Source organism: Bradyrhizobium sp. USDA 4461 (genome assembly GCF_054055655.1).
Window position 1 is genome coordinate 1,900,143 of sequence record NZ_JBSRXM010000001.1, and the last position, 12,356, is coordinate 1,912,498.

Consider the following 12,356-nt stretch of genomic DNA (forward strand, 5'->3'; position numbering starts at 1 on the left):
CCGGCATCCCACTTCACCCGAGCCTTACGCCACCAATGAGCGTCATTTCCACTAAATCGCGCGCCTCGGCCAAAACCGGCACCAAGATTAGCGACAAGGCCAGCCACCTGCTGAGCGATTTCACGACCGATCCGCGCGTCGTGGTGATCTCGGCGATTGCCGTGTTCGTCGCCGCCGCCGGCGTGCTGGCCGGTGCCGGCCTGCTGCAATTGATCAAGCTCGCCACCAACATCGCCTATTTCGGCAAGTTCAGCTTTGCCGACCTGAAATTGCAGGATTCGCCGCTTGGCCTGTGGACCGTGCTGGTCCCGGTCGCGGGATCGCTGATCATCGGCCTGATGGCGCGCTTCGGCAGCGAGAAGATCCGCGGCCACGGCATTCCGGAAGCCATCGAAGCCATTTTGCTGGGCCGCTCACGGCTCGATCCCAAGGTGGCGATCCTCAAACCGCTGTCGTCGGCGATCTCGATCGGCACCGGCGGCCCGTTCGGCGCCGAGGGCCCGATCATCATGACCGGCGGCGCGATCGGCTCGCTGATCGCGCAGATGCTCCCCGTCACCGACAACGAGCGCAAGACCCTGCTGGTGGCGGGCGCCGCCGCGGGGATGACCACGGTATTCGGAACGCCGATCGCGGCGATCATGCTCGCGGTCGAACTCTTGCTGTTCGAATGGACCCCACGCAGCTTCATTCCCGTCACCGTCGCCGCCGTGGTGGCGGCGGTCGGGCGCACCTTGCTGCACATGCCGGCGCCGCTATTCCCGTTCACCGGCGGTGTCGACATCTCGGTGCTGCAACTCGGCGCCTGGATGCTGATCGGAATCCTGTCCGGTCTGCTGTCGGGCGTGCTCACCCCAGCTGGTCTATGGCTGCGAGGATCTTTTCCTCAAGCTGCCGATCCACTGGATGTGGTGGCCGCTGATCGGCGGCCTCGTGGTCGGTCTTGGCGGCTTGATCGAGCCGCAGGCACTCGGTGTCGGCTACGATAACCTCGCGTCGATGCTGCACGGCGACCTGGTGCTGAAAGCCGCGCTGCTGCTGCTCGTAGTCAAGGCGATCATCTGGTCGGTCGCGCTCGGCTCCGGCACGTCGGGCGGCGTGCTGGCGCCGCTGCTGATCATGGGCGGCGCGATGGGCACCGCGCTGAGCGGCTACCTTCCCGCCGCGAGCCCGGGCTTCTGGGCGCTGCTGGCGATGGCGGCGACGATGGGCGGCACGATGCGTTCGCCGTTGACCGCGACCTTCTTCGCGGTCGAGCTCACCGGCAATACCCATGTGCTGCTGCCGCTGATCGCGGCCTGTTGCAGCGCGCATGGCGTCACGGTGCTCTTGATGCGGCGCTCGATCCTGACCGAGAAGGTGGCGCGGCGCGGCCATCATCTGGTGCGCGAGTACCGGGTCGATCCCTTCGCGCTGACGCGGGTGCGTGACGTCATGACCAAGGCGGTCGAGAGCGTCGCCGACACCATGACGCTGCATGGCGCGGCAGCCTTCCTGACCAGCCCGAAGACCAGTCATCCGAGTTTCCCGGTCATCGACGCCAACCATCACGTGCTCGGCGTGATCGACCCGCCGTCGGTGCTGCGCTGGCGCCGCGCCGGCAAGCATCGCACCGCGACGCTCAGCCAGCTGTTGGCGGGGAGCAAGATCACGGTCGCCTACCCGGATGAATATCTCGACCGGCTCGCCGACCGCCTGATGCAGGTCAACGTCTCGCATCTGCCTGTGATCTCGCGCGAAGATCAGCGCCTGGTCGGCTATATCGGCTGGAAGGATTTGATGCGGGTGCGCGCCAGGCTGCAGGCCGAGGAGACCCAAAAGACCGCCTTCTTCGGCGCGCGATAGGTGCACAGCCAGCTTGCCCGGCGGAACAAATTTCCGCCGGGCGCAACCCCCGTTCTCGCTGGCAAAATCGCTGCCAGCGCATCCCAGAGCTTCATCGGCGCAGGTTGACAGCATCAAGGGCTCACCCATGATGCCGCATAACCAAGAACAGCCTCGGGATGAAACGCCATGAACTCGACCCCAGACCTCGTGATCCGCGGCGGCACGATCGCCGACGGCAAAGGCGGCGATCTCTATGAGGCCGATGTCGCGATCTCCGGCGGCAAGATCACCGAAGTCGGCAAGGTCACGGCGAAAGGCAAGGAAGAGATCGACGCCAAGGGCAAGCTCGTCGCGCCCGGCTTCGTCGACGTCCACACCCATTACGATGGCCAGGTGACCTGGAGCCAGGACATCACGCCGTCGTCGCAGAACGGCGTCACCACGGCGATCATGGGCAATTGCGGTGTCGGCTTCGCGCCGTGCCGGCCGAGCGACCACAACAGGCTGATCCAGCTGATGGAAGGCGTCGAGGATATTCCGGAGCCGGTGCTTTCGGCCGGCATTCCCTGGGCGTGGGAGAGCTTCCCCGACTACATGGAGTGGCTGTCGAAGCGCAGCTTCGACATGGATATCGGCGCGCAGCTGCCGCACGCGGCGCTGCGGGTCTATGTGATGGGCGAGCGCGGCGCGCGCCGCGATCCGGCAACGGCTGAAGACAACCAGCAGATGGCGGCGCTCGCCGGTGATGCGGTGCGCGCGGGCGCGCTGGGTTTCTCGACCTCGCGCACGCTCAATCACCGCACCTCGACCGGCGACTACACGCCGACGCTGAAGGCGGGCGAGGACGAATTGACCGCGATCGCCGGCGCGATGCATGGCGTCGGCCGCAGCGTGCTGCAATTCGTGCTCGACCAGAGCACAGTGCACGAAGACCTGCCGATGATGCTGCGGGTCGCCGAGAACACCAAATGCCCGATCTCGTTCTCGGTCGCCCAGGCCGACAAGGCGCCGCGGCGCTGGCGGCAGACCATGGACACCATCAATGAAGCCGCCGCCCGAGGTCTATCGATCACGACCCAGATCGCGGCGCGCCCGGTCGGGCTGTTGCTCGGGCTGGAGTTGTCGCGCAACCCATTCCAGACCCATCCGAGCTACCGCGAGATCGCCAAGCTGCCGCTGGCCGAGCGGCTCGCACATCTGCGGCGGCCCGAGGTGCGCGCGGCGATCCTCAGCGAGAACGCAACGGCGACCGACGATCCGCTGTTCTTTCGGCCGAACTACGACAAGATGTACCTCCTGGGCAATCCGCCGGATTATGAACAACCGCCGGAGAACGCGCTCGGCCCGAAGGCGCGGCGCCAGGGCCGGCAGCCGGAAGAGCTCGCCTATGACGCGATGCTGACCGACGAGGGCCGCGGCATGCTCTACGTGCCGTTCCTGAATTATGCCGACGGCAATCTCGATGCCGTGCATGAGATGCTGCGCGAGCCGAGCGCCGTGCCCGGCCTGTCCGATGGCGGCGCGCATTGCGGCATCATCTGCGATGCCAGCTTCCCGACCTATCTCCTGACGCACTGGACGCGCGACCGCAGCCGCGGCGACAAGCTCTCGATCCCGTTCGTGGTCGCGGCGCAGTCGCGCAAGACCGCACTGTCGGTCGGCCTCACCGACCGGGGCGTGATCGCGCCGGGCTTCAAGGCCGACGTCAACGTGATCGATTACGACCGGCTGCATCTGCATCCGCCGAAGGTGCATTACGACCTGCCGGTCGGCGGCCGCCGCCTGTTGCAGCAGGTCGACGGCTACGACGCCACCATCGTCTCCGGCGTCGTGACCCAGCGCGCAGGCAAAGCCACCGGTGCGCGCCCAGGCCGGCTGGTGCGCGGCGCGCAGGGTTTGAATTGAGCGCATGGCCGTAACCCGGATGCAGCGAAGCGCAATCCGGGACAGCTCCATCCGCGGATAGCGCGGCCCCGGATTACGCTGCCCTTCATCCGGGCTACAAGCACTCGATCTTGACGCGGCCGCTTCCCCCTCCCCTGGAGGGTGGAAGCGGCCCTCTACGTCGGCGACATCGCGCCCTTGATGACCCGTGCGGGCTGCGACGTTCCGGTCAGGCGCGCGCGCTCGGTGTTCGGCCACAGTAGCAGCAAGCCCAGCACCCCCGATCCCACCATGATCGCAGCGTTGATGGTGAAGCCCGACATGTAACCGGCCATCGGCGTGGCCGCACGCTGGATCACACTGCCCATCACCATCGGCGCCAGGATGCCCGAGATCGTGTACAGCGCGCCGTAGATCGCAATGATGGCGCCGCGCTGCGATACCGGCGTGAACTCGCCCAGCATCGGCGGGCACACCACATAGATCGAGCCGCAAAGGCCGGAGCCGATCACCAGCAGCGCGATCATCAGGCCGCCCTGGGGCGCATAGGGCAGCGTTGCGAGAATGCAGCCGCCGGCGACCAGCGGCGCTGCGCCGAGCACGCCGCGCGCGCCACGGGTGGTGAAGCCGCGCGCCAGCATCAGCTGCGAGATCCAGCCGGTCAGGATCACGATGGTCGCGCCGAAGATCCAGGGCAGGATCGAGACGAAGCCGGCCTGCTGCTGCGAGAAGCCAAGCCCCTCGATGATGAAGGACGTGAACCAGGTCAGCCCGAGCGATAGCGCCCAGTAAGCGCCGAAGGTCGCGACCACGCAGCCGATGAAGGTGCGCGACGTCAAGAGCTTCCAGTAGGGAATCCGTTGCTCGTCGGCGACCACGGCAGCCGTCGACACCAACGGCCCTTCTTTGCCGAGCACGAACCAGGCGACGGTCCAGAGCAGGCCGACGATGCCGAGCGCGCCGAAGGCATGATGCCAGCTGTGATTGACGATGATCCAGTTCAGCGCCGGCACCGCGAGGATCACGCCGAACGCCGAGCCCTGCGACAGGATCGCGGTCGGCAGCGTGCGCTTCTCGTCCGGAAACCACTTGTAGATGGCATGAGCGGCGACCGAGAAGGCCGGCCCCTCGCCGGCGCCGAGGATGATTCGGCAGATCGTGAGCGTCGTGAGGCTGACGGTGCCGATCATCGGAAATTGCGCGAGCGACCAGATCACCGCCAGAATCAAGAGCACCCAGCGCGTATCAATGCGGTTGACGATGAAACCGACCACGATCGCCGAGATCGAGAACAAATAGAAGAAGGACGATCCGAGATCGCCGAACTGCTCCGGGGTGAGGCCCATCTCCTTCCTGATCGGCACGCCGGCCAGCCCAACCACAATCTTGTCCGCAAAGTTCACCACCATGAACAGGAACAGGAGGAAGGTGATGGTCCACGCGCCTTTGGGCGTCCCCTTTGACATCCCTTTTGGCGTCGGTTGCGTCGTCATATCTGGCTCCCCGTCGTTTCGTATTTTGGCTTCGTAAGATCGGCCCCATCAGGCGATGCTAGCCACGCCTCGCCGCGCAACGCAACACCGCATTTCCTCGGGGCCCGGCGACGCGACGCGCTGCTAACGGCCGATCACGATCACGTCGTCGCCGTCGTTGAAGCGGTGAACTGTCACGGCCGCCCTGCTATGTTCGGGGCCAACGAAAAACCGGGGTTATTTCATGAACAGATTGATCCTCCGCGCAGCCGCCTGCGCTGCGCTCGCGTCCGCTACGCTGCTCACAATGCCCACAGTCCGCGCGGAAGACGCCGCCAGTCCCGATTACGCGACGATCGTCGCCGCTCCCGATCGCAGCGACGCGGATCGCCAGGTGGACAAGCGCCGCGAGCCGGCCAAGATGCTGGCCTTTGCCGGCGTCAAGCCGGGCATGACCATCCTCGACATGGCGGCAAGCGCCGGCTACAGCACCGAACTCCTGGCGCGCACCGTCGCCCCGTCAGGCAAGGTCTACGCGCAGGATTCGGCCAGCGTGCTCGAGCGCTTCGTCAAGGACAAGTTCGACGACCGCGCAAAATCGCCTGCGATGAAGAACGTCGTCCATGTGGTGCGGGACTATGACGATCCGATCCCGCCCGACGTCAAGGACCTCGACATGATCACCTTCTTCTTTTTCTATCACGACATCAGCTATCTGCCGGTCGATCGCGCCGCGATGAACAAGAAGATGTTCGCCGCGCTCAAGCCCGGCGGCTATCTCGTGATCGCGGACCACTCGGCCAAGCCGGGCGAAGGCACCAGCGTCGCCAAGACGCTGCACCGGATCGAGGAGAGCACCCTGAAGCAGGAGATCGAGGCCGCCGGTTTCAAGCTGGTCGCCGAGGGCGATTTCCTGCATCATGCGGAGGACCCCAGGGACATTCCCGTCTTCAAGGCGCCGGTGCCGATCAACGAGTTCGTCCTGAAATACCAGAAGCCTTGAATGAGGCACGGCCATCGCTTCATCTGACCAGACCGCCGCGGTGCTTCGCGTCACCGGCCTGACCAAGAGTTACCGCTCTGCCGGTGAAGACGTCGCGGTGCTGCGCGGCGTCGACCTCGCCGTTGCAACCGGCGAGAGCGTGGCGCTGACCGGTGAATCCGGCAGCGGCAAGAGCACGCTGCTGCATCTGATCGCGGGGCTCGATGCCGCCGATAGCGGCGAGATCGCGCTTGCCGATATCATCGTCTCCGGACTCAACGATGCCGGCCGTGCCGAATTGCGTCGTGACCGGCTCGGCCTCGTGTTCCAGCAGTTCAATCTGATTCCGAGTCTCTCGGTCGCGGACAATCTCGTGTTCCAGTCGCGCATCGCCGGCCGGCACGATGCGGCGTGGCACGACGAACTTGTCGAGCGGCTCGGACTGAAAAACCTGCTGAAGCGCTATCCCGAGCAATTGTCCGGCGGCCAGCAACAGCGCATCGCGATCGGCCGGGCGCTGGCGCCGAAGCCGCTATTGCTGCTCGCCGACGAGCCGACCGGCAATCTCGACGAGGACACCGCCGACGAGGTACTGCGGCTTGCGCGCGATCTCGTGATGCGCACCGGCTGCGGCTTCCTGATGGTCACCCACAGCGTGCGGCTGGCCGCGACGCTCGATCGTCAGGTCACCTTGCATGCCGGAGTGGTGGCGTGAGGCGCCCGTTGTGGATCCTCGCCGTGCTGCTGAGCCACTGGCGGCGGCATCCGATGCAGCTTGCGACACTGCTGATCGGGCTGATCTCGGCGACCGCGCTGTGGAGCGGCGTACAGGCGCTGAATCAGCAGGCCCGCATCGCCTATGACCGCGCCGCCGCGACCTTCGGTGGTTCACGCACCGCAATGCTGGTCGGCAAGGACAGCGCGACCTTCCCGCAACAACTATTCGTCGATCTGCGCCGCGCCGGCTGGCCGGTGTCGCCGATGCTGGAGGGCCGCGTCCAGATCGACGGACGCAGCTTCCGGCTGCTCGGCGTCGAGCCGGTGACGCTGCCGTCCGAGGTCGGCAATGCGCCGGCGGTCGGGCGCGGCAGCCTGCAAGCCTTCGTCACGCCGCCAGGCCAAATGCTGGTGGCGCCTGAGACGCTGCGCGATCTCGGTCTCAAGGACGGCGAGCGGCCGCGGGCCAACGGCATCAACTTGCCCCCGCTGCGCGTGCAGGCGGAGCTCGCGCCGGGCGCGCTGATCGTCGATATCGGCATCGCGCAGGATATCCTGAAAATGCCGGATCAAGTTTCGCGCCTGCTGGTCGGCAGGACTAAGGCACCGCACGCAACGATTGAGAGCGTAACTGGCGACAAGCTCCGACTGGTCGAGCCGAGTGCCGAGAGCGATCTCGAACGCCTGACCGACAGTTTCCATCTCAACCTCACCGCATTCGGCCTGCTGTCGTTCTTCGTCGGCCTGTTCATCGTCAACTCCGCGATCGGGCTCGCCTTCGAGCAGCGGCTGCCGATGCTGCGCACGCTGCGCGCCTGCGGCGTCTCGGCGCGGATGCTCAACACCGTGCTGGTCATCGAATTGGTGTCGCTGGCGCTGGTCGCCGGACTGATCGGCCTGGTCTGCGGCTACTTCATCGCGGCAGCGTTGCTGCCCGACGTCGCGGCCTCGCTGCGCGGGCTTTATGGCGCGCAGATCCCCGGCCAGCTTTCGCTGAAACCGGTCTGGTGGTTCGCCGGCATTGCGATCAGCATCCTGGGCGCGCTCGCCGCAGCCGCCGCAAGTCTTGCCAAGGCAATCCGGATGCCGGTGCTGGCGACGGCGCAGCCGCAGGCCTGGCAGCAGGCACAGCGGCGCTGGCTGATGTTGCAAAGCACGGCGGCGCTGGCGGTGTTCGCGGTCGCAGCAGCGCTGATTAAGTTCGGCAATTCCCTGATCGCGGGCTTTGCCGTGCTGGCCGCGCTGATGCTCGGCGCGGCCTTGATCCTGCCGATGGTGCTGCAGATCGCGCTCGCATTCGGCCAGCGCAGCGCGCGCGCCCCTGTCGGCATCTGGTTCTGGGCCGACAGCCGCCAGCAGCTCTCCGGCCTGTCGCTGGCGCTGATGGCGCTGCTGCTCGCGCTCGCCGTCAATGTCGGCGTCGGCACCATGGTGGAGAGTTTCAGCCGCACTTTCCTGGTCTGGCTCGACGGACGACTCGCCGCCGATGTCTATATCAGCGCCGCGAGCGATGCGCAGGCAAAGGAGATCAAGACCTGGCTGCGCGACCGGCCGGAGGTTCAGGCGATTCTGCCCGGCGGGCGCGCCGACACCCAGCTCGGCGGCGCGCCGATCGAGGTGCTCGGCCTGCCCGACCACGCGACCTATCGCGACAACTGGCCGTTGCTGGAAAGCAGCGCGAATGCGTGGATCAGATTGCGCCCCGGCGACACCTGCCTCGTCAGCGAGCAGCTGTCGCGGCGGATGAATCTCGCGATCGGCGATCATATCGAGGTGCCCGCCCCCGGCGGCAACTGGCCGCTCGAGATCGTCGGCATTTATGCCGATTACGGCAACCCCAAGGGCCAGATCGCGGTCAATTTCGCCGCGCTGACGCGGCGCTTCCCGCAGACGCCGCAGACCCGGCTCGGGCTGCGGGTTGCGCCCGACCAGATCGCGCCGCTGATCGCGGCGTTGCAGGCGAAATTCGGCCTCGACGACCGCAACGTCGCCGACCAGGCGACGATGAAGCGGGAATCGAGGCGGGTGTTCAACCGCACCTTCTCGGTGACGGCAGCGCTCAACGCGTTCACGCTCGGCGTCGCCGGCATCGCGCTGTTGACCAGCCTACTGACGCTCGCCAGTTCGCGGCTGCCGCAGCTTGCGCCGCTGTGGGCGATTGGGCTCACGCGGCGCCGCCTCGCGGCGCTGGAGCTGTTGAAGACCATGGCGGTGGCGCTGATCACCGCGCTGCTCGCGCTGCCGCTCGGCCTGCTGGTGGCGTGGTGCCTGCTCGCAATCGTCAACGTCAAAGCCTTTGGCTGGCGGCTGCCCTTCCATGTCTTCCCGTTGCAGTTGATTGAGCTGCTTGCCGTGGCAATGGCCGCCGCGCTCTGTGCCGCGGCGCTGCCGGTCGCCAGACTGGCACGCATGCAGCCAGCCACCCTGATCCGGACCTTCGTCAATGAGCGCTAGCCGCACCATCACGCGGCGCGTCTTCACTGGCGGCACGCTGGCGCTGGCACTCGGCGGCAAAACGTTTGCGCAGGGCTTCGCAGGGCTCGGCGAGAGCGCCGAAGGCTTTGCCGCCGTCACTCCGGGCAAGCCATTCGTTTTCCCCGCCGATCACGGCCCGCATCCGGAATTCCGGATCGAGTGGTGGTACGTCACCGCGAATCTCGCCGACGCGAATGGTGCCGCCTATGGCGCGCAATGGACGCTGTTCCGCCAGGCGATGACGCCGGGCGGCCCGGTCGAGGGCTGGGCCAACCAGCAGGTCTGGATGGGTCATGCCGCGGTGACCAGCGCCACCACGCATCGCTTCAGCGAGACCTTTGCGCGCGGCGGCGTTGGGCAGGCCGGCGTCGAGGCTACGCCCTTCCATGCCTGGATCGATGCCTGGGAGCTCCGCGGCCTCGATCCGTTCGACGCGCAACGCATCGCGCCGCTCGAGCTGAAGGCCGCCGCGGCCGACTTCAGCACCACGCTGCTTCTCGCTGCCGACCGTCCGTTGGCCCTGCAAGGCGACCGCGGCTACAGCCGCAAGTCGGACCGCGGACAGGCCTCTTATTATTACAGCCAGCCGTTCTATAAGGCATCCGGCCGCATCGTGATCGACGGCAGGCCGGCCGACGTCACCGGCATGGCCTGGATGGACCGCGAATGGAGCAGCCAGCCGTTGGCATCGGACCAGACCGGCTGGGACTGGTTCTCCCTGCATCTGCCCGGCGACGAGAAGCTGATGCTGTACCGGCTGCGCCAGAAGGACGGCCGCGAGAACCTGTTCGGCAACTGGATCACGCCGGACGGCCGCACGACCGAGATCGCAGCCAGCGGCAACAGCATCACGCCGATCGCAACCACCGAAATCGACGGCCGCAAGCTGCCGACATCATGGCGCGTCACCCTGCCCGCGCGCGGGCTCGCCATCGAGACTGCGCCGCTCAATCCGAAGGCCTGGATGGGAACCAGCTTCCCTTATTGGGAAGGCCCGATCCGCTTTGCGGGCAGCCACGCCGGAATCGGATATCTTGAGCTGACCGGGTACTAGCCAGTCTAGAGGTCGGCGGAAGACCGACGCAGAAAAATCAACCGACCAGTCACACCGGTCGTTGTAGCCCCGTCATGCATCGGGACCAACGGAACGAGAGGAAACGTCTGCCATGTACCATGACACGGCCATCGTCACCTGCCTTGCAGTCGCGTTCTACTTCTTCACCTCGACGCAGGTCGCGCGGGCCCGCGTCGCCTATGGCGTCAAGCTGCCGGCGATCTCAGGTCATCCGGATTTCGAGCGCATCTTCCGCATCCAGATGAACACGCTGGAATGGATGCCGATCTTCCTGCCTTCGCTCTGGCTGTTCGCGATTTACATCGGCGATGCCGCGGCCGCCGTGATCGGTGCGATCTGGGTGATCGGCCGCATCGTCTACTTCATCGGCTATCGCGAGGCGGTAGCGAAACGCAGCCCCGGATTTGCCATCCAGGCCATGGCCTCGATCGTCCTGTGGGTCGGCGCGATCGGCGGCGCGGTGTGGCGGCTGGTGCATTGAGAGCGCGATCGCGCCACAGCCACTGCCGTCGTCCTGGCGTCTTGCCAGGACGACGCTACCTTTGATGCCGCGTCACTTCGTCAGCGGGCAGCCGCTTTCCTTGGCGGTGAAGAACGCTTGGTCGCCGGGCACCACGGCGAGCTGCTTGTAATAGTCCCAGGGCTTCTTCGATTCCGATGGCTTCTTGACCTCGAACAGGTACATGTCGTGCACCATGCGGCCGTTCGCCAGCACCTTGCCCTTGGCGAAGGCGTCGTCGACCGGCAGTTCCTTCAGCTTCTTGGCAACCGCGTCCGAGTCCTTGGTGCCGGCGGCCTTCACCGCCTTCAGGTAGCTCAGCGTCGCCGAATAGGTGCCGGCATGGATCATGCTCGGCATCCTCCCGGTGCGCTTGAAGAAGCGCTCGGAGAAGGCGCGGCTCTGGTCATCATGGTCCCAGTAGAAACCTTCGGTCAGCACCAGGCCCTGCGCCGCGTCCAGCCCGAGGCCGTTGACCTCGGCGAGCGTCATCAGCAGGCCGGCGAGCTTCTGCCCGCCCCTGACGATGCCGAATTCGGCTGCCTGCTTGATCGAATTGGTGGTGTCCTGACCGGCATTGGCGAGGCCGATGACTTTCGCCTTCGAGCTCTGCGCCTGCAGCAGGAAGGAGGAGAAGTCCGACGAGTTCAAGGGCACGCGGACCGAGCCGATCACCTTGCCGCCCGCATGGGTGACGATCTCGCTGGTGTCCTTTTCCAGCGCGTAGCCGAACGCGTAGTCGGCGGTGAGGAAGAACCAGCTGTCGCCGCCCGTCTTCACCAGCGCGCCCCCGGTGCCGACCGCGAGCGCGCGGGTGTCGAAGGCCCAGTGGAAGCCGTAGGGCGTACACGCATCGCCCGTGATGCGCGAGGTCGCAGCGCCCACCACGATATCGATCTTCTTCTTTTCGTTGGAGAGTTCCTGCACCGCAAGCGCGACCGACGATGTGGTCAGCTCGGTGATCATGTCGACGCCCTCGGCGTCATACCAGCGCCGCGCGATCGAGGCCGCGAGATCGGGCTTGTTCTGGTGATCGGCGGTGATCATCTCGACCTTCTGGCCGAGCACCTCGCCACCGAAATCCTCGATCGCCATTTTGGCTGCTTCGACCGAATACTTGCCGCCGTAATCCGCGTAGACGCCGGACTGGTCGTTCAGGATGCCGATCTTGACGCCCTGGGCCATCGCCGGCGCCGCAAGCAACAGGCTGCAAGCCGCGACCGCGGCCAAGAATCCCGACTTCATTTTTAAGCTCTCCCAGCAGTTTCTATCAGGAAAAATCGGCGCGACATTATTTTATAACCCCGCCTCTGCCCATCGATTTCCGCTCAGCCAAAAGTATGGGCTTGACCTCGTCATTTCGGGCTCGCCGCTTCGCGACGCCCCCAGGTGCGCAATTGCGCACCGGGGCATGACGACGGAGAG

At 66.0% G+C, this 12,356-nt stretch carries 8 protein-coding genes and 1 pseudogene; 7 read left to right on the forward strand and 2 right to left on the reverse strand.

Going from position 1 to position 12,356, the window contains the following annotated elements:
* Positions 1-35 precede the first annotated feature (35 nt).
* Together ACVINW_RS08980 and ACVINW_RS08985 are read left to right on the forward strand one after the other, a co-directional pair.
* A pseudogene (locus tag ACVINW_RS08980) lies at positions 36-1,845 on the forward strand (chloride channel protein).
* 168 nt (positions 1,846-2,013) lie between these two features.
* A complete protein-coding gene (locus ACVINW_RS08985; protein WP_456750953.1) occupies positions 2,014-3,732 on the forward strand; it encodes an N-acyl-D-amino-acid deacylase family protein in 1,719 nt (572 codons plus the stop codon).
* A 155-nt stretch (positions 3,733-3,887) separates the two neighbouring features.
* Here the strand turns inward: ACVINW_RS08985 and ACVINW_RS08990 are convergent, their stop codons facing one another.
* Positions 3,888-5,204, reverse strand: coding sequence for an MFS transporter (locus ACVINW_RS08990; protein ID WP_456750954.1), 1,317 nt, complete (start codon positions 5,202-5,204; stop codon positions 3,888-3,890).
* Between the two features lie 286 nt (positions 5,205-5,490).
* Between ACVINW_RS08990 and ACVINW_RS08995 the strand changes: the two genes are divergently transcribed.
* The 5 genes from ACVINW_RS08995 (at position 5,491) to ACVINW_RS09015 (ending at position 10,913) form a co-directional block, all read left to right on the forward strand.
* Positions 5,491-6,186 (forward strand): class I SAM-dependent methyltransferase, encoded by a 696-nt coding sequence (locus ACVINW_RS08995; RefSeq protein ID WP_456750955.1) that lies wholly within the window; start codon positions 5,491-5,493, stop codon positions 6,184-6,186.
* A gap of 40 nt (positions 6,187-6,226) precedes the next feature.
* On the forward strand, positions 6,227-6,880 hold the full coding sequence (locus tag ACVINW_RS09000; RefSeq protein WP_456750956.1) for an ABC transporter ATP-binding protein: 654 nt from the start codon (positions 6,227-6,229) through the stop codon (positions 6,878-6,880).
* A complete protein-coding gene (locus ACVINW_RS09005) occupies positions 6,877-9,336 on the forward strand; it encodes an FtsX-like permease family protein (protein ID WP_456750957.1) in 2,460 nt (819 codons plus the stop codon). Before ACVINW_RS09000 ends, ACVINW_RS09005 begins: the two co-directional genes overlap by 4 nt.
* The gene (locus ACVINW_RS09010) at positions 9,326-10,411 is read left to right on the forward strand and encodes a lipocalin-like domain-containing protein (RefSeq protein WP_456750958.1); all 1,086 of its coding nucleotides are present in this window, start codon (positions 9,326-9,328) and stop codon (positions 10,409-10,411) included. Before ACVINW_RS09005 ends, ACVINW_RS09010 begins: the two co-directional genes overlap by 11 nt.
* Before the next feature lie 112 nt (positions 10,412-10,523).
* On the forward strand, positions 10,524-10,913 hold the full coding sequence (locus tag ACVINW_RS09015; protein WP_456750959.1) for an MAPEG family protein: 390 nt from the start codon (positions 10,524-10,526) through the stop codon (positions 10,911-10,913).
* Positions 10,914-10,985: 72 nt separating this feature from the next.
* On the opposite strand, the gene ACVINW_RS09020 is transcribed toward ACVINW_RS09015, so the two are convergent.
* Entirely contained in the window at positions 10,986-12,176 is a 1,191-nt protein-coding gene (locus ACVINW_RS09020) for an ABC transporter substrate-binding protein (RefSeq protein ID WP_456750960.1), read from the reverse strand.
* Positions 12,177-12,356: the final 180 nt, after the last annotated feature.

What these genes read in the sequence shown, in the direction of transcription:
- ACVINW_RS09020 (WP_456750960.1), bottom strand. Translation starts at nt 12,176, where the DNA reads ATGAAGTCGGGATTCTTGGCCGCGGTCGCGGCTTGCAGCCTGTTGCTT.
- ACVINW_RS08990 (WP_456750954.1), bottom strand. Translation starts at nt 5,204, where the DNA reads ATGACGACGCAACCGACGCCAAAAGGGATGTCAAAGGGGACGCCCAAA.
- ACVINW_RS09015 (WP_456750959.1), top strand. Translation starts at nt 10,524, where the DNA reads ATGTACCATGACACGGCCATCGTCACCTGCCTTGCAGTCGCGTTCTAC.
- ACVINW_RS08995 (WP_456750955.1), top strand. Translation starts at nt 5,491, where the DNA reads ATGCCCACAGTCCGCGCGGAAGACGCCGCCAGTCCCGATTACGCGACG.
- ACVINW_RS09010 (WP_456750958.1), top strand. Translation starts at nt 9,326, where the DNA reads ATGAGCGCTAGCCGCACCATCACGCGGCGCGTCTTCACTGGCGGCACG.
- ACVINW_RS08985 (WP_456750953.1), top strand. Translation starts at nt 2,014, where the DNA reads ATGAACTCGACCCCAGACCTCGTGATCCGCGGCGGCACGATCGCCGAC.